General features: G+C 68.8%; 16 protein-coding genes and 2 tRNA genes. 14 read left to right on the top strand and 4 right to left on the bottom strand.

Annotation, left to right across the window (positions count from 1 at the left end):
• Positions 1–104: 104 nt before the first annotated feature.
• The gene (locus D581_RS0121155) at positions 105–1,289 is read right to left on the bottom strand and encodes a cation:proton antiporter (RefSeq protein WP_018959198.1); all 1,185 of its coding nucleotides are present in this window, start codon (positions 1,287–1,289) and stop codon (positions 105–107) included.
• Between the two features lie 283 nt (positions 1,290–1,572).
• Between D581_RS0121155 and D581_RS0121150 the strand changes: the two genes are divergently transcribed.
• Complete coding sequence (locus D581_RS0121150) at positions 1,573–2,073, top strand: HD domain-containing protein (protein WP_018959197.1); 501 nt, start codon at positions 1,573–1,575, stop codon at positions 2,071–2,073.
• An 89-nt stretch (positions 2,074–2,162) separates the two neighbouring features.
• Here the strand turns inward: D581_RS0121150 and D581_RS0121145 are convergent, their stop codons facing one another.
• The gene (locus tag D581_RS0121145; protein WP_026290751.1) at positions 2,163–3,329 is read right to left on the bottom strand and encodes an acyltransferase family protein; all 1,167 of its coding nucleotides are present in this window, start codon (positions 3,327–3,329) and stop codon (positions 2,163–2,165) included.
• Positions 3,330–3,840: 511 nt separating this feature from the next.
• Here D581_RS0121145 and D581_RS0121140 point away from each other — a divergent pair.
• Positions 3,841–4,035 carry a hypothetical protein gene (locus D581_RS0121140; RefSeq protein ID WP_026290750.1) on the top strand — a complete coding sequence of 65 codons (195 nt, stop codon included), beginning with the start codon at positions 3,841–3,843 and terminating at the stop codon, positions 4,033–4,035.
• Positions 4,036–4,134: 99 nt separating this feature from the next.
• Here D581_RS0121140 and D581_RS0121135 read toward each other — a convergent pair.
• Positions 4,135–4,208 (bottom strand) — tRNA-Gly (locus D581_RS0121135).
• A 178-nt stretch (positions 4,209–4,386) separates the two neighbouring features.
• On the opposite strand from D581_RS0121135, the gene D581_RS0121130 reads away from it, so the two are divergent.
• The 5 genes from D581_RS0121130 to clpX all read left to right on the top strand — a co-directional run bounded on the left by D581_RS0121130 (position 4,387) and on the right by clpX (position 9,163).
• Positions 4,387–4,463, top strand: a tRNA-Pro gene (locus D581_RS0121130).
• A 150-nt stretch (positions 4,464–4,613) separates the two neighbouring features.
• A complete protein-coding gene (tig, locus tag D581_RS0121125; protein ID WP_018959194.1) occupies positions 4,614–6,026 on the top strand; it encodes a trigger factor in 1,413 nt (470 codons plus the stop codon).
• Positions 6,027–6,339: 313 nt separating this feature from the next.
• Positions 6,340–6,945 (top strand): ATP-dependent Clp protease proteolytic subunit, encoded by a 606-nt coding sequence (locus D581_RS0121120; RefSeq protein WP_169808568.1) that lies wholly within the window; start codon positions 6,340–6,342, stop codon positions 6,943–6,945.
• Positions 6,946–7,027: 82 nt separating this feature from the next.
• The gene (locus D581_RS0121115; RefSeq protein ID WP_006124415.1) at positions 7,028–7,711 is read left to right on the top strand and encodes an ATP-dependent Clp protease proteolytic subunit; all 684 of its coding nucleotides are present in this window, start codon (positions 7,028–7,030) and stop codon (positions 7,709–7,711) included.
• A 156-nt stretch (positions 7,712–7,867) separates the two neighbouring features.
• The gene (clpX, locus tag D581_RS0121110; protein ID WP_018959193.1) at positions 7,868–9,163 is read left to right on the top strand and encodes an ATP-dependent Clp protease ATP-binding subunit ClpX; all 1,296 of its coding nucleotides are present in this window, start codon (positions 7,868–7,870) and stop codon (positions 9,161–9,163) included.
• Positions 9,164–9,256: 93 nt separating this feature from the next.
• Here the strand turns inward: clpX and D581_RS0121105 are convergent, their stop codons facing one another.
• Positions 9,257–10,267, bottom strand: coding sequence for a hypothetical protein (locus D581_RS0121105; protein WP_018959192.1), 1,011 nt, complete (start codon positions 10,265–10,267; stop codon positions 9,257–9,259).
• Between the two features lie 138 nt (positions 10,268–10,405).
• Between D581_RS0121105 and D581_RS0121100 the strand changes: the two genes are divergently transcribed.
• The 7 genes from D581_RS0121100 (at position 10,406) to mreD (ending at position 18,957) form a co-directional block, all read left to right on the top strand.
• Positions 10,406–13,027, top strand: coding sequence for a valine--tRNA ligase (locus D581_RS0121100; protein WP_018959191.1), 2,622 nt, complete (start codon positions 10,406–10,408; stop codon positions 13,025–13,027).
• 136 nt (positions 13,028–13,163) lie between these two features.
• Positions 13,164–14,687 carry a bifunctional tetrahydrofolate synthase/dihydrofolate synthase gene (gene folC / locus D581_RS0121095; RefSeq protein ID WP_018959190.1) on the top strand — a complete coding sequence of 508 codons (1,524 nt, stop codon included), beginning with the start codon at positions 13,164–13,166 and terminating at the stop codon, positions 14,685–14,687.
• A gap of 7 nt (positions 14,688–14,694) precedes the next feature.
• Positions 14,695–15,048 carry a DUF4233 domain-containing protein gene (locus D581_RS0121090; RefSeq protein ID WP_018959189.1) on the top strand — a complete coding sequence of 118 codons (354 nt, stop codon included), beginning with the start codon at positions 14,695–14,697 and terminating at the stop codon, positions 15,046–15,048.
• 249 nt (positions 15,049–15,297) lie between these two features.
• Positions 15,298–15,711 (top strand): nucleoside-diphosphate kinase, encoded by a 414-nt coding sequence (ndk, locus tag D581_RS0121085; RefSeq protein ID WP_018959188.1) that lies wholly within the window; start codon positions 15,298–15,300, stop codon positions 15,709–15,711.
• 288 nt (positions 15,712–15,999) lie between these two features.
• Positions 16,000–17,019, top strand: a complete 1,020-nt coding sequence (locus tag D581_RS0121080) for a rod shape-determining protein (protein ID WP_018959187.1) — start codon at positions 16,000–16,002, stop codon at positions 17,017–17,019.
• 211 nt (positions 17,020–17,230) lie between these two features.
• Positions 17,231–18,280, top strand: a complete 1,050-nt coding sequence (gene mreC, locus D581_RS0121075; protein ID WP_018959186.1) for a rod shape-determining protein MreC — start codon at positions 17,231–17,233, stop codon at positions 18,278–18,280.
• A gap of 11 nt (positions 18,281–18,291) precedes the next feature.
• A complete protein-coding gene (mreD, locus tag D581_RS0121070) occupies positions 18,292–18,957 on the top strand; it encodes a rod shape-determining protein MreD (protein ID WP_018959185.1) in 666 nt (221 codons plus the stop codon).
• Positions 18,958–18,980: the final 23 nt, after the last annotated feature.

The raw sequence follows: 18,980 nt of genomic DNA, 5'->3' as shown, positions 1-18,980 counted from the left end.
GCGAAGAGGGCGGAGAGGCGTCCGACACCGGACGCCGAACGGCGGAGAGGCGCCCGTCACCCGGAGACCGGGTATCAGGGCGCCTCTCCGCCGTTCGCTGCCGCTCAGACCGACACGGGCACCTGTTTCTGGTCCTGGTCGTCGTCCTTCCTGCGGCCGCCCGGCAGGAAGCGGGCCAGCCAGTGGGAGCGTCCGGCGGCCAGCGGCGCGAGGACGGCGAGCAGGAGGACGTAGCCGGCGATGAACGGCGAGAGCCGCTCGTCCAGTCCGGCGGCCGCCGCCATCGTGGCCAGGATGAGCGCGAACTCACCGCGGGCGACCAGGGTGGTGGCGATGTTGGACGTGGCCTGCGCGCCGAAGGAGTACACCCTCGCCGCCGCCAGCCCGGCCGCGATGTTCATGGCGAGCGTCAGCACGACGGCGGCCAGCACCGGCCACAGAACGCTCGGAAGGTCGCCCGGGTCGATGGAGAGGCCGAAGGCGAAGAAGAAGATCGCCCCGAACGCGTCGCGGAGCGGGTGGACGAGCTTCAGGATGCGGTCGGCGGACGAGGTGGAGCCGAGCATCAGGCCGACCATGAACGCACCGATCGCGTCGGCGACGCCGAACATCTCGGAGACACCGGCGACGAAGACGGCCACACCCAGGAAGGAGATGACGAGCAGCTCGTCGTCCTTGGTGTTCATGAGCTTGCCGATGAGCTTCGTGCCGAACCGGGCCGCCAGGGCGAGCAGCAGCAGGAAGCCGAAGGCCTTGCCGCCGTCGAGCAGCGCGGCCGAGAGGCTGTCCGCACCGGACAGGATCGGCTGGAGCGCGGCGAGGTACAGGGCGAGGAAGATGTCCTCGACGACGATGATGCCGAGGATCGGCCGGGTCTCCGGATTCCCGATGCGCCCGAGGTCCACCAGGATCTTGGTGACGATCGCGGACGAGGAGATGCCGAGGACACCGGCGAGGACCAGCGCCTCCGCCGTGCCCCAGCCCAGCGCGAAGCCGAAGGCGAGACCGGCGCCGACGTTCAGCAGGAGATACGTCCCGCCGGCGATGGCCATCTTCCGGCCGCCCGTCTTGAGGTCGTCCATGTGGAACTCGAGCCCCAGGTAGAAGAGCAGGAGGACGAGTCCCAGCGCGGAGAGCATCTCCAGGTCGTGCGGGTTCTTCAGGAGCGTGTAGCCGGGGGTGTGCGGGCCCAGGAGGATCCCGGCCAGGATGAACAAGGGAATCGTCGGCAGCCCGATGCGGCCGCCGAGGCGGGCGAGGACGGCAGCGGCGAGGAAGGCGCCGCCCATGGCGAGAAGGGTGTCTGCGTGTCCGATGAGCCTGATCCTTCGGGGTCGGTCAAGAGCTGGTCAAGGGGGCATTAAGAATCCATCAGTAATTAGTTTACCGAACGATTGACTCTGCAACTATGGGTCTGCCGGATTGTCATCATTTGTCGTCCAGCTTCCGCTATGGGGACCGTCGGGGGGCGACACCAACAGCCCGGCGGACGAGACGAGTTCGGTTTCGGCCCCGGAACCGGCTCGGACACGGCCCCGGCTGTCCTGCCGTGCGCGGCCGTAGGGTCGGCCCATGACTGGACACGATCTGAGCGTCGCCGACGTGGAGGCCATCGCCCGCGAGGCCCATGCGCGGCAGACCGACAAGGCGGGCCGTCCGTACGCCGAGCACCTGGCGGCGGTGGCCGAAGGAGTGCGGGTGCGCGGTGGCGACGACGGGCAGATCGCGGCGGCCTGGCTGCACGACGCGATCGAGGACGCCGCGCTCCCGGCGGAGTGGCTGGCTGCCGCGGCCCTCCCGCAGGAGGTGAAGGACATGGTCCTGGCGGTGACCAAGCGGCCGGGCGAGGAGCTGTCCTCGTACGCCGCGCGGATCCTGGCCACTCCGGGCGCGCTGCTCGTCAAGGAGGCGGACCTCGCCCACAACGCGGATCCCGAGCGCCTCGCGGTCCTGGACGCGGCGACCCGTACCCGACTGGCGGCGAAGTATGCGCAGGTACGCGAGCTGTTGGGGCTGACCGGCGACGCATCACCCCCCGACCGAAAGAATCCGGCCAACCCGGAGACGCACTGATCCACCCGCGGCCGGGCCGGCGGGTGGATCAGGGAGAGCGGCGAGGGGGGCGTCGGCCGTTCCGTGAACGGCCGGTCCGCCAGGGGGGCTCAGCGCCCCGCGGGGTCCTTCCGGAACGCCCACTTCAGCTCCGGCTCGGTGGCCCACTTCAGGGCGCGCCCCACCCAGGGGGTGCACATGAGCGTCACCGCCACCGCCGCGGTGAGCGAGACGACGACCAGCCCGACCGGGTCGGAGAGCCAGGTGTGGCGGTCGAACAGGCCCGCGTACTCGGCCCCCTTGATCAGGAAGCCGTGCAGCAGGTAGCCGCAGATCGTTCCGGCGCCGAGCGCCGTGAACCACCGGGCCCGGCCGGGTACCCAGGCCAGGAAGCCGACCGTCAGCGCCAGGGCGCAGCCGAACATCGCGAGCGTCATCACCGCGCCGGACCACCACGGCGCGTCCATCTCCTGCGCGCTGTTGGCGCGGTAGAACCAGCCGAGCTCCATGCGCGGGGCCATCCAGTACGCGAAGAGCAGCGCACCGGCGAACAGCGGCAGGGACAGCAGCCGCACCTCGCGCCGCCTGACCAGCTGGAAGTGCTCGGGCTTCATCAGCAGACCGAGCACGAAGAACGGCAGGAACTGCAGCACCCGCTGGAGGTCGAGGTCGTCGCCGATCTCGGGGGATACGGAGGCGAGCACGGCGATGGCGAGCGCCACCGGCAGCGGATGGCGCAGCGTGCGCCAGATCGGCGTGGTCACCCGCCAGATGAAGAGGGCGATCAGGAACCAGGTCAGGAAGAACGGGTCGATCAGACTGATCGCCATGTCCGGCGAATCGTCCGCGTACCGCTTGAAGAGCGAATAGGCCGTCTCGAACAGCACGTACGGCACCGCGACCGAGGTGATCAGCCGCCGCACCTTGGACGGCGTCATGTCGAACGAGCGGGAGAAATAGCCGGAGATGAGGATGAAGGCCGGCATGTGGAACGTGTACACGATCATGTACAGCGCCCGGGTGGCGCGGCTGCCGTCCATCACGGGTTCCCAGGCGTGCGCCACCGCGACGAGAACGATGGCCAGATACTTCACATTGTCGAAGTAGGGATCGCGCTTCCTCGCCGCCGCGGGTGCCGGAGCGACGGCGTCCTGAGCGCTGGGCCCGGAGGCGGGCCGGGGTGCGGTGGCGGTGAGCGTCTGCTCGTGTCTGGGCTCCGACTCCCGGGTCGCCGGGGGGAGCGGGGCCCTCTGAAATACGCTCGGAGCTTGGAACATCTAAGGCACCTTAGACCGGTCGATTGTCTCGCGTAAAACTGCGGGGAGATATCGCGTGTTCCCCTCTATTCGAATGTGAAACCGTCGACCACCGCCCGCTATGGCATGCTTGATCCCGCTTAAATGGTGCATATCGGCAGGGTGTTGGGTGAAGTGAATTACGTCGCATCCACGCGGTCAATTGCCTGTGAATGAAGTGTGGGGATGCGGAAACGATCGACGTGGTGGATATTCGGCCGAAGGAATTTCACAGCCGGCGCACAGATGGCGCGAGGGTCCCGCGGCTCCCGGGCGCTTCCCCGCCACGGTGCGGGGCGGGCGTCCTGCCGCGTCCGTCGCGGGCGTGGCGCCGTCCGGTGGCCGTCCCGTGAAGGATGGCGGGATCCCGTCAGTCCGTTCCGTCACCCGGCAGCAACCACGGGGGAGTTGGTGGCACGATGGGGGCGACGGGGCGCGCGGTGGTGCACGCTTCCGGGCCGGCAAGGCGGACCGACCGAGGGTGTGATCAGACGTGGCTATTTCACTGTCTATGGTGCTGCTGTTCGCGGTCATCCTGGTGGTAATGATCCGTGGTGGCTCCATCAAGGCCGGTCCCGCGATCGTCGCCGTGCTCTTCGGCTTCTTCCTGGCGTCGACCGGCATGGCGCCGTCGATCAACAGGTTCATGAACTCGATAGCCGACACCATCAACCAGATCAGCTTCTGAGGCCGGGGCCGGCTGCTGGGGCCCGGGCGGGCTGCCGAAGCACGGCAACGCACGAGGGCCGGGCCGGAGGATCATCCTCCGGCCCGGCCCTCGACTGCGTGGAGCGGGCGACGGGAATCGAACCCGCGTAGCTAGTTTGGAAGACTAGGGCTCTACCATTGAGCTACGCCCGCGAGCGTCGCACCGCAGGTCCGTGGACCGCGGCACGAAGAGCATCGTAGCGGGTCGGCGGCGGTGCCCGCACACCGGTTGTGCCGACCACCGGTCCGCTTCCGGACCGGACCCCCTGACACCGCTCCGTAAAGCGGCGGAACCACGGCTCCGGGGCATGTACCCTACGTGTCGCACCGACGGGGTGTGGCGCAGCTTGGTAGCGCGTCCGCTTTGGGAGCGGAAGGTCGTCGGTTCGAATCCGGCCACCCCGACCACCAGCAAGATCGCATTGTGGGAGTCATCCCCCTTGCCGTTACTATGCAAAATGCGTGCCCGTGTGTCTGATGTACCGGGCTCGGTCCGCGAAGCCGCCAATCGGCGGCCCAGCAGAACCCCAAGAAGTCAGCCACCAAGGAGACCGAACCGTGAAGAGCGCCGTGGAGACCCTGAACCCGACCCGGGTTCGGCTCAGCATTGAGGTGCCCTTCGAGGAGCTCAAGGACAGCCTCGACGCGGCGTACAAGAAGATCAACCAGCAGGTCACGGTGAAGGGCTTCCGCAAGGGCAAGATCCCCGCCCGGGTCATCGACCAGCGGTTCGGCCGCGGTGCGGTGCTGGAGGAGGCCGTCAACGACGCCCTCCCGAAGTTCTACACCGAGGCGGTCAACGAGGGTGAGCTGAACGTCCTCGGCCAGCCCGAGGTCGACATCACCGAGCTGAAGGACGGCGAGCTGCTGGCCTTCACCGCCGAGGTTGACGTACGCCCCGAGATCGAGATCCCGGACTACTCCGGCATCGAGGTCACCGTCGACGCCCTTGAGGTCACCGACGAAGAGGTCGAGAAGGCCGTGGAGCAGCTCCGTGAGCGCTTCGCCGCCACCAACCCGGTCGAGCGCGCCGCCGCCGACGGCGACGTCGTCACGATCGACCTGGAGGCCAAGGTCGACGGCGAGGTCCTGGAGGACGGCGTGGCCGACGGTGTCTCGTACACCATCGGTTCCGGCGAGCTCCTCGAAGGCATCGACGAGGCCGTGACCGGCCTGGAGGCCGGCGGCGAGGCCACCTTCACCTCCGAGCTGAAGGGCGGCTCCGCCGAGGGCAAGGCCGCGGAGGTCACCGTCAAGGTCACCGCCGTCGCCGCCCGTGAGCTTCCCGAGCTGGACGACGACTTCGCCCAGATGGCCAGCGAGTTCGACACGCTGGAGGAGCTGAAGGCCGACAGCCGCAAGCGCCTGGAGACCACCAAGCAGTACGACCAGGCCACGCAGGCCCAGGAGCGCGTCCTGGAGGAGCTGCTGAAGCTCGCCGAGGTCCCGATCCCGGAGAAGCTGCTCGCGGACGAGGTCCAGACCCGCAAGCACAACCTGGAGCACCACCAGCTCGGTCAGATGGGTCTCGACCTCGAGAAGTACCTCGAAATCCAGGGCAAGACGCTGGAGGAGTTCGAGAACGAGACCTCCGAGCAGGCCGTCAAGGGCATCAAGACCCAGTTCATCCTTGACGAGCTCGTCAACAAGGAGAAGCTGAACGTCAACCAGGAGGAGCTCACCGAGCACCTCATGCGGCGCGCTGCCTCCTCCGGCATGAGTCCCGACCAGTTCGCCCAGGCCGTCGTCGAGGGTGGCCAGGTGCCGATGCTCGTCGGCGAGGTCGCCCGCGGCAAGGCGCTCGCCGTCGTCGTCGAGGCCGCCAAGGTCGTCGACACCAACGGTGAGGTCGTCGACCTGGAGGACGAGGAAGAGGCCGCCGAGGCCACCGCCGAGACCACGGAGGCGCCCGCCGAGGCCGCCACCGAGGACAAGGCGGAGGACAAGGCCGAGGAGAAGAACGAGGCCTGAGCCTCGTCCCGATCCCCAGGGCGGCCTTGGCGCCGCCCGGTACGACGGGCCCCGGACGCTCCACGCGTCCGGGGCCCGTCGCCGTATCGCGGCGTGGAGCGCGCCGTATCGCTGTGCGAACCCCGGAACCCTTGTGCCCACTGCGGACCTTGCGCTCCCAGCGAACAGTTGCGGAAGCGGGATGGCGTTGTCCCACCTGCGCGTTAGGGTCCATGAAGAGGAAGGGTGGGGCAGTGACTTCACCCGCCCGGTACGAAGACGCTGAGACGGCCGGAGCCGTCAGAGACGAGCAGGTGGATACGTGACGAATCTGATGCCCTACGCCGCCGGAGAGCCGTCCCTCGGTGGAGGCCTCGGTGACCAGGTCTACAGCCGACTGCTCGGCGAGCGCATCATCTTCCTCGGTCAGCAGGTCGACGATGACATCGCCAACAAGATCACCGCACAGCTTCTCCTCCTTGCCGCAGAGCCCGACAAGGACATCTACCTCTACATCAACAGCCCCGGTGGTTCGGTGACGGCCGGCATGGCGGTCTACGACACCATGCAGTACATCCCGAACGACGTCGTCACCATCGGCATGGGCATGGCCGCCTCCATGGGCCAGTTCCTGCTCACCGGCGGCGCCGCGGGCAAGCGCTTCGCGCTCCCGAACACCGACATCCTCATGCACCAGGGTTCGGCCGGCATCGGCGGAACGGCCTCGGACATCAAGATCCAGGCCCAGTACCTGCTCCGCACCAAGACGCGGATGGCGGAGATCACCGCCCGCCACTCCGGCCAGACCGTCGAGACGATCATCCGCGACGGCGACCGCGACCGCTGGTACACGGCGGAGGAGGCCAAGGACTACGGCCTCATCGACGAGATCATCACGGTCGCGTCGGGCATCCCGGGCGGCGGCGGCACCGGTGCCTGATCCGGCTCCCACCGGACCGGCCGCACCACCTCCCGTACGCCTCTCGCACGCCGAGACCTCCAGCCCACAGAACGCCACCAGGATGGTGAACACCCACATGAACAACTTCTCCGGCGCCTCCGCGAGCGGCCTCTACACCGGCCCGCAGGTGGACAACCGCTACGTCGTCCCGCGCTTCGTGGAGCGCACCTCGCAGGGCGTGCGCGAGTACGACCCGTACGCGAAGCTCTTCGAGGAGCGCGTGATCTTCCTGGGCGTCCAGATCGACGACGCCTCGGCCAACGACGTCATGGCGCAGCTGCTGTGCCTGGAGTCGATGGACCCCGACCGCGACATCTCGATCTACATCAACAGCCCCGGCGGCTCGTTCACCGCGCTCACCGCGATCTACGACACGATGCAGTTCGTGAAGCCGGACATCCAGACGGTCTGCATGGGCCAGGCGGCCTCCGCCGCCGCTGTCCTGCTCGCCGCGGGCACCCCGGGCAAGCGCATGGCGCTCCCGCACGCCCGGGTGCTCATCCACCAGCCGTCCTCGCAGACGGGCCGCGAGCAGCTCTCCGACCTGGAGATCGCGGCCAACGAGATCCTTCGCATGCGCACGCAGCTGGAGGAGATGCTGGCCCGGCACTCGACGACCCCGTTGGAGAAGATCAGCGAGGACATCGAGCGCGACAAGATCCTCACGGCCGAGGACGCCCTGGCGTACGGTCTGGTGGACCAGATCGTTAGCACCCGCAAGACCACCGCGGGCGCATCGCTCTGACGTCGGTCTTTCCCCTTGGCACATTCCGTTTGCACGGCCACGGCCGTGTGAACCGTGCCAAGGGGGGCCCGTACGGGGGCCCAGGCAAGGTACCGTCGGACAGAGGCACCAGGAGTCGCTGAACCAGGCGTCTCCCAGGCGAAGGGGATTCACCTCGTGGCACGCATCGGTGATGGCGGCGACCTGCTCAAGTGCTCGTTCTGCGGAAAGAGCCAGAAGCAGGTGAAGAAGCTCATCGCGGGACCCGGTGTGTACATCTGCGACGAGTGCATCGATCTCTGCAACGAGATCATCGAGGAGGAGCTCGCGGAGACGAGCGAGGTGCGCTGGGAGGAGCTTCCCAAGCCTCGCGAGATCTACGAGTTCCTGGAGGGGTATGTCGTCGGGCAGGAGCCCGCGAAGAAGGCCCTCTCGGTCGCGGTGTACAACCACTACAAGCGGGTCCAGGCCGGGGAGAACGGCGGCGGCAATCGCGAGGACGCGATCGAGCTGGCCAAGTCGAACATCCTCCTGCTGGGCCCCACGGGTTCCGGTAAGACGCTGCTCGCGCAGACGCTGGCCCGCATGCTCAACGTCCCGTTCGCCATCGCGGACGCGACGGCGCTGACGGAGGCCGGCTATGTCGGCGAGGACGTCGAGAACATCCTGCTCAAGCTGATCCAGGCGGCCGACTACGACGTCAAGAAGGCCGAGACCGGGATCATCTACATCGACGAGATCGACAAGGTCGCCCGCAAGAGCGAGAACCCGTCGATCACCCGCGATGTCTCCGGCGAGGGCGTACAGCAGGCCCTGCTGAAGATCCTGGAGGGCACCACCGCCTCCGTACCGCCGCAGGGCGGACGGAAGCACCCGCACCAGGAGTTCATCCAGATCGACACGACGAACGTGCTGTTCATCGTGGGCGGCGCGTTCTCCGGCCTGGAGAAGATCATCGAGTCCCGGGCCGGTGCCAAGGGCATCGGCTTCGGCGCCACGATCCGCTCCAAGCTGGAGATCCAGGCGAGCGACCAGTTCCAGGAGGTCATGCCGGAGGACCTGGTGAAGTTCGGGATGATCCCCGAGTTCATCGGCCGTCTCCCCGTGCTGACCTCGGTCCACAACCTGGACCGCGAGGCCCTGCTCCAGATCCTCATCGAGCCGCGCAACGCCCTGGTCAAGCAGTACGAGCGCCTCTTCGAACTCGACGGTGTGGAGCTGGAGTTCGAGCGCGAGGCGCTGGAGGCCATCGCCGACCAGGCGATCCTGCGCCAGACCGGCGCACGCGGTCTGCGCGCGATCATGGAGGAAGTCCTCCAGTCCGTGATGTACGAGGTCCCGTCCCGCAAGGACGTCGCCCGCGTCGTCATCACTCCCGACGTCGTCCGCAACAACGTCAACCCGACGCTGGTCCCGCGCGAGCCGCGCACGATCGGCAAGAACGACGGCGGCCGGCACGAGAAGTCGGCCTAGCCGCAGAAGACTTGACCACGCCGAAGGGGCGCCCACCGGACGAACCGGCGGGCGCCCCTTCGGCGTTGAGCGATCAGATCAGATCAGGTCGGATCAGACCTTGGTGCGGGAGGTTTCGTAGAGCTTGGCGGCGAGGTCGGCCATCTCCTCCTGCGGCACCGACTTCTCCGTCAGCGCCGAGGCGACGTCGAGACCGGCGACGATGCCCACCGTGCTGTAGTCGGCCCAGATGCAGACCGGCATGGCGAACTTCTTCGGCCCCTTCGTGGAGGCGGAGCTGCCCTGGCTGGTGTCCACCTTGAGTTCCTGGCACTTCATCAGCGCACCGTCGAAGCCGTCCGGCTTGAACTCCTTGGGGCTGCCCACCCAGGAGCCCTTGGTGCCGCTGCCGGTGTCCTTCGTCATGTTCTTCTCGGCCTTGGCGAACGCGCCGTCGAGCGTCTTCGCCGGGTCCGAGATCTCGCCCCAGACGCCCTCGAAGATGAGCACCTTCTGCGCCAGCGGATTGTCCTTGCTGCCGCTCTGGTACTGGGCCCCCGCCTTGTTGGCGTCCTTGACGCCCATGGCCTCGGCCTCGGCCTTGTCCTCACCGGTAACCGGGCCGGATGCCGCGGGCTTGGAGGGATTCTTCGTGTAATCCTCCACGGACGCCGGGGGCGTCAGCTTGTACCCCTTCGTGGAGTCCGCCACGTCACCGCTGCCGCCGCCCGAGGTCAGGAAGTACACCCCGCCCGCGATGACCGCCAGGGCCACCACGGCCACGCCCACGATCAGGCCGGTCTTCTTCTTCGGCTGCTGCGGCTGCTGCCCGTCGTACCCCGGCTGCCCGCCGTACGGAGGCGCCGGCGGCTGCTGGCCGTAGGGGCCGGGCTGCTGGGCCTGCGGGTAGCCGTAGCCCTGCTGCGGCTGCTGCGGCTGCCCGTACGGGTTCGGCTGCTGCGGAGGGACGCCCTGCGGGGCCTGCTGCGGGTAGCCGTAGCCGGGCTGACCCTGCGGGGGGCCCTGGGGCGGCGGGGCCCCGTACGGGCCCGGCTGCTGTCCGTACGGCCCGGGCTGGCCCTGCGGCGGCTGCCCGCCGTACGGGCCCGGCTGGTTGTAGCTCATTGCGGTGTCCCCTCCAGAATTCCTTATACGTTGCCAACATCCTGACGGAAGCCGCCCTGACATGGGGGATCGGGTCGGACACCGTTACTGAACCAATCCGTTTCAGTGCAGAGCTGTGACGGCCCTAAACTGTCTCCCGTGACCGAGAACTCATCGCAGCAGCCAGCCAGCAACCCCGAACTGCCGACCACGTACACGCCGGCCGACGTAGAGGGGAAGCTGTACGAGCGCTGGGTGGAGCGCGGTTACTTCGAGGCCGACGCCAAGAGCGAGAAGCCCCCGTACACCATCGTCATCCCGCCGCCCAACGTCACCGGCGCCCTGCACCTGGGACACGCTTTCCAGGTCACGCTGATGGACGCCCTCACCCGCCGCAAGCGGATGCAGGGCTTCGAGACGTTGTGGCTGCCCGGCATGGACCACGCCGGCATCGCCACGCAGAACAAGGTGGAGCAGCAGCTCGGCGAGGAGGGCAAGTCCCGCCACGACATCGGCCGCGATGCCTTCGTCGAGCGGGTCTGGCAGTGGAAGGAAGAGTACGGAGGCCGGATCCTCGGCCAGCTGCGTCGCCTGGGCGCGGGCCTCGACTGGTCACGCGAACGGTTCACCATGGACGAGGGCCTCTCCCGCGCCGTCCAGAAGATCTTCAAGGACCTCTACGACGACGGTCTGATCTACCGCGCCGAGCGCATCATCAACTGGTGCCCGCGCTGCCTCACCGCCATCTCGGACATCGAGGTGGACTACCAGGAGGACGACGGCGAGCTCGTCTCCCTGAAGTACGGCGAGGACGACGAGACCCTGGTCGTCGCCACCACCCGGGTCGAGACGATGCTCGGCGACACCGCCGTCGCCGTCCACCCCGACGACGAGCGCTACGCCCACCTCATCGGCAAGCGCATCAAGCTGCCGCTCACCGACCGCACCATCCCGGTCGTCGCCGACACCCACGTCGACCCGGAGTTCGGCACCGGCGCCGTCAAGGTGACCCCGGCGCACGACCCGAACGACTTCGCGATCGGCCAGCGCCACGACCTGGAGTCCCTCACGGTCATGGACGAGCGCGGTGTCATCACCGTGCCCGGCCCCTTCCAGGGTCTCGACCGCTTCGAAGCCCGCTCGGCCATCGTCGCCGCGCTGCGCGAACAGGGGCGTGTCGTCGCGGAGAAGCGACCGTACGTCCACTCCGTCGGGCACTGCTCCCGCTGCAAGACCACCATCGAGCCGAGGCTCTCCCTCCAGTGGTGGGTCAAGGTCGAGACGCTCGCCAAGGCCGCCGGTGACGCGGTCCGCGACGAGCGGGTCACCCTGCACCCCAAGGACATGGAGAAGCGGTACTTCGACTGGGTCGACAACCTCCACGACTGGACGATCTCGCGCCAGCTCTGGTGGGGCCACCGCATCCCCGTCTGGTACGGGCCGAACGGCGAGGTCGTCTGCGTCGGCCCCGACGACGAGGCGCCCACCGGCGAGGGCTGGACCCAGGACGAGGACGTCCTGGACACCTGGTTCTCCTCGGGCCTGTGGCCCTTCTCCACGCTCGGCTGGCCGGAACAGACGCCGGACCTGAAGAAGTTCTACTCCACGGACGTCCTGCTCACCGGCCACGACATCATCTTCTTCTGGGTCGTCCGGATGATGATGTTCGGCCTGTACGCGATGGACGGCGAGGTGCCGTTCAAGACGGTCGCCCTCACCGGCCTGGTCCGCGACGAGTTCGGCAAGAAGATGTCGAAGTCGAACCCGAACGCGGTCGACCCGATCGAGTGGATGGACGCCTACGGCTCCGACGCCGTCCGGTTCACCCTGGCCAACGGCGCCAACCCGGGCGCCGACGTCCCGATCGGCGAGGACTGGGTCAAGGCCTCCCGCAACTTCGCCAACAAGATCTGGAACGCCACCCGTTTCGCCCTGATGAACGGCGCGACGATCGAGGGACCGCTCCCGGACCCCTCCGCGATGACGGCCACCGACCGCTGGATCCTGTCGCGCCTCAACGAGACCGTCGCCGACGTCGACCGGTACTACGACGACTTCCAGTTCGCCAAGGTCTCCGACGCGCTGTACCACTTCGCGTGGGACGAGGTCTTCGACTGGTACGTCGAGCTGTCCAAGACGACGTTCTTCGCCGGTGGCGAGCAGGCCAAGGTCTCCGGCCGGGTCCTCGGCGAGGTCCTCGACGTCACCCTGCGCCTGCTCCACCCGATCGTCCCGTTCGTCACGGAGACGCTGTGGACCACGCTGACCGGCGGCGAGTCCGTGGTCATCGCCGACTGGCCCGCGGACTCCGGCTTCCGCGACGAGGCGGCCGAGAAGGAGATCGAGCTGGTCCAGCAGGTCATCACCGAGGTCCGCCGCTTCAAGGGCGACCAGGGGCTCAAGCCCGGGCAGAAGGTCCCCGCGGAGCTGACCCTCGTCGGTACCGCGCTCGCCCCGCACGAGGCGGCCATCCGCCAGCTGCTGCGCCTGGAAGCGGCCGGAACGGGCTTCAGCGCCACCGCCTCCCTCCCGGTCGCCGGGGCCACCGTCGCCCTGGACCTGTCCGGCACCATCGACGTGCCGGCCGAGCGCAAGCGCCTCACGAAGGACCTGGAGGCCGCGCAGAAGGAGAAGGCCCAGGCGGAGGGCAAGCTCGGCAACGAGGCCTTCCTGGCCAAGGCCCCGGACAACGTGGTCGACAAGATCCGCGGCCGGCTCTCCAAGGCCGAGGCCGACATCGAGCGGATCGGCGCCCAGCTGGCGGCCCTCCCGCAGAGCTGATGTCCTGAAGCCGAAGCCCCCGCCCACCCCGACCGACCGGGGCGCGGGGGCTTCGCCGTACGCCCCCCGTGCCCCGCCCGTCCCCACTCCGCCGGGCGCTGCGCGCGATGTCGGCGCCCATCCGTAGACTGGGCGCGTGAGTGAGCCCCGCCCTTCAGACCGGCACGACGCGCCCGATCCCGACGACACCTTCGAGGAGATCGTCGACGAGGCGACCCAGCGCGACCCCGACCTGGCGGTGATCGAGGCCGGGAGCCGCACACTGCGCGCCCACTCGGGTCAGCCCCAGGGCGAAGCGGTCCCGGCCCGCCCGGCCGACCCCGAGACCGACAAGGCGCTGCGCGCGGTGGAGCAGGAGCTCGCCGGACGCTGGGGCGAGACCAAGCTGGAGCCGTCCGTCACGCGCATCGCCGCGCTGATGGACGTCCTCGGCGAGCCACAGCGCGCCTACCCCTCCATCCACATCACCGGCACCAACGGCAAGACCAGCACGGCCCGCATGATCGAGGCCCTGCTCAACGCGTTCGAGCTGCGCACCGGCCGCTACACCTCCCCGCACGTCCAGTCGATCACCGAGCGGATCAGCCTCGACGGCTCCCCGATCACACCCGAGCGGTTCATCGAGACGTACGAGGACGTCAAGCCGTACGTCGAGATGGTCGACGCCCAGCAGCCCTACCGGCTCTCCTTCTTCGAGGTCCTCACCGGCATGGCGTACGCGGCCTTCGCCGACGCGCCCGTCGACGTGGCGGTCGTCGAGGTCGGCATGGGCGGCACCTGGGACGCGACGAACGTCATCGACTCCACGGTCGCCGTCGTCACCCCCATCTCGCTGGACCACACCGACCGGCTCGGCACCACGCCGGCCGAGATCGCCGGCGAGAAGTCCGGCGTCATCAAGCAGGGCGCCACGGTCATCCTGGCGCAGCAGCCGGTGGACGCCGCGCAGGTGATGCTCAAGAAGGCCGTCGAGGTCGACGCCACCGTGGCCCGCGAGGGCATGGAGTTCGGCGTCACCTCGCGCGAGATCGCGGTCGGCGGACAGCTCCTGACGCTGCGCGGCCTCGGTGGCGAGTACACCGACATCTTCCTTCCCCTCTACGGGGCCCACCAGGCGCACAACGCCGCGGTGGCGCTCTCCGCCGTCGAGGCGTTCTTCGGCATCGGCGCCGAGCAGGCCCGCTCCCTCGACATCGACGCGATCCGCAAGGCGTTCGCCTCGGTGCTCTCGCCCGGCCGCCTGGAGGTCGTGCGCTCCAGCCCGACCGTCGTGCTGGACGCCGCGCACAACCCGGCGGGGGCCAAGGCGGCGGCGGACGGGATCTCCGAGGCGTTCAGCTTCTCCCGGCTGATCGGCGTGGTCGGCACGAGCGGCGACAAGGACGCCCGCGGGCTCCTGGAGGCCTTCGAGCCGATCTTCGCGGAGATCGTCGTCACGCAGAACTCCACCGCCCGCGCGATGGACGCGGACGAGCTGGCCGCGATCGCCGTCGAGGTCTTCGGCGACGACCGGGTCCAGGTGGAGCCGCGTCTCGACGACGCGCTGGAGGCGGCGATCACGCTGGCCGAGGAAGAGGACGAGTACGCGGGCGCCGGGGTGCTGGTGACCGGATCCGTGATCACGGTCGGCGAAGCCCGGCTGCTGCTGGGAAGGGGCTGAGAGAAAGATGCGGACGCTCTGCGCCTCGACGCTGATCGGTGAGTTCTTCGTGATCGGTTTCGCCGGTCTCGTCGCGATGAAGCTGGACGACGCCTCCATGGCCGTGGTCTGGACGGTGTGCGGCACCGGCATGCTCCTCTCCGTGCTGCTGTGCGGCATGATCACCCGGCCGGGCGGTGTCCAGCTGGGCTGGGCGCTCCAGGTCGCCCTGGTCCTGAGCGGGTTCGTGGTCCCGACGATGTTCATCCTGGGTCTGGCCTTCGGCGGTCTGTGGTGGGCCTCGATCCACTACGGGCGCAAGATCGACGAGGCCAAGGCCGACTGGGCCGCCCGGCAGGAAGCCGAAGAGGCCACGGCCTGAGGCCACGGCCTGAGGCCTTGAGGCCCTGAGATCTTTGGGCCCTGAGATCTTGAGCCCCGGGCCGGTCCTCTCCGTGTCCGGGTCTCCGGATCGTGCCGGGCCCGTCGGCCCGCGCGGCCGGCCCCTTCGGCCCCCGGAAACCCGGGGCCCGGAGGTGACCCTGGGTGAACCCGGGCGCAGACCCGCCCCCGAACCCCTGTAATCTCGCCCTCACCGCACTCGTATGCCTGGCCTTGCAAGGAGCCGTACATGACTCAGCGCACTCTCGTCCTGCTCAAGCCCGACGCGGTCCGCCGTGGCCTGATCGGCGAGATCGTCGGCCGCATCGAGCGCAAGGCGGACTGGCGGATCACCGCGCTGGAGCTGCGCACCCTGGACCACGAGACGCTGGAGCAGCACTACGGCGAGCACAAGGGCCGCCCGTTCTACGAGCCGCTCATGGAGTTCATGCGGTCCGGCCCCGTCGTCGCCCTGGTGGCCGAAGGCGAGCGGGTCATCGAGGGTGTCCGCACCCTGGCCGGCCCCACCGACCCGATCGCCGCCGCGCCCGGGTCCATCCGTGGTGACTTCGGCACGATCACCCGCGAGAACCTCATCCACGCCTCGGACTCCGAGGAGTCCGCGGAGCGGGAACTGAAGCTTTTCTTTCCGGGACTTTCCTGACCCGATCGGCCAAACAGCGCTGTACGCCTGGGGCGACCGAAGTAATTCGGTCGCCCCTCGGCATAGGGTTTGGGATCGCGGGAACGCATCCCTTCGACGTAACGTCACCATGGGTAGAACGGGCACCCGTTCCGCTCACACTGGCGAAGGACCCTCGCGCTGTGTCCGTGCATACGGCACTACGATGGAAGCTTCCACGCCCGCAGCGCCAACCTCGCCTACCAGAACCAGCCATCTCCGCTACCTGGGAAGGCCCGACGCATCCTCATGGGGAACAAGGGGAACTCAATGTCGTTCATCGGCCGTGACATGGCTATCGACCTCGGGACTGCCAACACGCTGGTGTACGTCAGGGGGCGCGGCATCGTTCTGAACGAGCCGTCCGTCGTGGCCATCAACACCAACACCGGCGGAATTCTGGCGGTCGGCTCCGAGGCCAAGAAGATGATCGGGCGCACACCGGGCAACATCGTTGCCGTGCGGCCCCTGAAGGACGGCGTGATCGCCGACTTCGAGATCACCGAGCGGATGCTCCGCTACTTCATCCTCAAGATCCACAAGCGTCGCTACCTGGCCCGCCCCCGCGTCGTCGTCTGTGTGCCCTCCGGTATCACCGGGGTCGAGCGCCGCGCCGTCATCGAGGCGTCCACGCAGGCCGGCGCGCGCCAGGTGCACATCATCGAGGAGCCCATGGCCGCGGCCATCGGTTCCGGTCTGCCGGTCCACGAGGCCACCGGGAACATGGTCGTCGACATCGGCGGCGGTACCACCGAGGTCGCCGTGATCTCGCTCGGCGGCATCGTGACCGCCCAGTCGATCCGTACCGCCGGTGACGAGCTGGACAACGCGATCATCCAGCACATCAAGAAGGAGTACTCACTCCTCCTCGGTGAGAGGTCCGCGGAACAGATCAAGATCACCATCGGTTCGGCGTTCGACCTGGAGAAGGACGAGCACACCGAGATCCGCGGCCGCGACCTGGTGTCCGGGCTGCCCAAGACGGTCGTCATCTCGGCCGCCGAGGTCCGCAAGGCCATCGAGGAACCGGTCAACGCGATCGTCGACGCCGTGAAGACGACGCTCGACAAGTGCCCGCCCGAGCTGTCCGGCGACATCATGGACCGCGGCATCGTCCTCACCGGCGGCGGCGCGCTGCTGCGCGGTCTGGACGAGCGGCTGCGCCACGAGACGGGCATGCCGATCCACATCGCCGAGGACCCGCTGGACTCGGTGGCGCTCGGCTCCGGCAAGTGCGTCGAGGAGTTCGAGGCGCTCCAGCAGGTGCTGGACGCCCAGCCCCGCCGCTAGCGCGTCTTCGGGAGGCGGCCCCTCGGGGGACACCACCCGATCCGGCGAGCGGACGCTGACGCTCCGCCCGCCGGATCGTTGATATAGATCGTTGCTGTACCTGTTCCGACGCGGAGACACACCGACGCGGCGGACGCAGGCACAGCGACGTACACACAGGCACGTACACACAGGCACGAACATTCCGACGAGGAAGGCACGGCCGCCGCACGTGAGGGACACACGAGAGAGCCGGCTGCTCCTGGTGCTGCTGATCGCCATCGCATTCGCCCTGATCACGGTGGATATCCGAGGCGGCGAGGAGTCACCGGTCGACGGTGCGAGGCAGGCCGCGGCCACCGTCTTCGGGCCGGTCGAGAACGGCGTGGCGGCAGCGGTCGACCCGGTGGGCAACGCCATAGGCGCGGTACGGGACTCCGGCAACCGGCACGACCGCATCTCCACCCTGGAGCAGGAGAACGCCGCGCTGAAGGCCAGGCTCGGCAGCGACGACCGCACCAACAGCCGGGTCCGCCAGCTCGACGCCATGCTGAAGAACGCGGGCGCCGGACAGTACGGCATCAAGGGCGCCGAGGTCATCGCCATAGGAGCGGCCCAGGGCTTCTCCTGGACGGTCACCATCGACGCCGGCGCCGACGACGGCATCCGCCGCGACATGACCGTCCTCAACGGGGAGGGGCTGGTCGGCCGGGTCACCACCGTCGGCCCCTCCACCGCGACGGTCCTGCTCGCCAACGACCCCGACTTCACCGTCGGCACCCGGATGGAGAAGACCGACGAGCTCGGCTTCGCCACCGGCCAGGGCTCCCGCCCGCTGTCGGTGCAGTTCCTCAACGGCAAGGCCAAGGTGAAGGCCGGTGACCGGCTGGTCACCTTCGGCTCCAGCAAGGACAAGCCCTTCGTGCCCGGCGTCCCGGTCGGCGAGGTCGTCCGCGTCGACCCCTCCGGCGGAGCGCTGACCCGGACCGTCTACGTGAAGCCGTATGTCGGGTTCACCAAGCTCGACATCGTCGGCGTCGTCGTCCAGGCGCCCCGCGAGGACCCGCGCGACATGGTCCTGCCCAAGCAGCCCGCCAAGAAGAAGCCGAAGCCGACCCCCACGGTCACCGTCACGGTCCAGCCCAACGGAGACCTGGTGGACGGCTCGGGCAAGGTCGTCGGCAACACCAACGAGCAGCCGGGCGGCGACGCCGCCGGTGACGCGGCAGGCGACCAGCAGGGCAACGCCCAACCCGACAACGCGGCCAACGACCAGGAGTAGAGCTGATCCCCATGCGCATCAACCGGACTCTGCTCTCGATCGTCCTGGTCGTCGTCGCCCTCGTCGTCCAGGTCTCCGTCCTCGCCCGCCTCCAGCTCCCCGGGGCCGTGCCCGACCTGCTGCTCCTCACCGTCCTCGGCCTCGCCTTCGTGTACGGGCCGGTCAGCGGCTCCCTCATCGGCTTCGGCGCGGGCCTCCTCGCGGACCTGGCCCCGCCCGCCGACCACGCCGCCGGACGCTACGCCCTGGTGCTCTGCGTCATCGGCTACCTCGCGGGCCTGGCCCGGCCGGAGAACGGCCAGCTGAAGTCGGCCTTCGCCCCGATGGCCGTGGTCGTCGCCGCCGCGATCGGCTCGACCCTGCTGTACGCGGGCGTCGGAGCCCTCGTCGGCGACACCGCCGCCCGCCATGTGGGCCTGGGCAGCCTGCTGTTCACGGCCGCGATCTACGACCTGCTGCTGGCGCCCTTCGTCGTGCCGCTCATCATGGCGCTGGCCAGACGCACCGAGAACGATCCACTCGCCGAGGCCTCGTCCGGCGGCAACGACGTCGCCGCCGGCTGGCTCGCCTCGGGCACCGGTCTGCGGATCGGCAACCAGCGCGGCGGGCTGCGCGTCAAGGCCGCTCGCAACCGCGCCGCCCGCGCGGGCAGGATCAAGGGGGTCAAGCGCCTGTGAGGCCGTGTTTCCCGGGGGACGAC

Source organism: Streptomyces sp. CNB091, from assembly GCF_000377965.1.
Note: the sequence above shows the minus strand (reverse complement) of the source record. Positions and strands in the feature narration are given on the sequence as shown.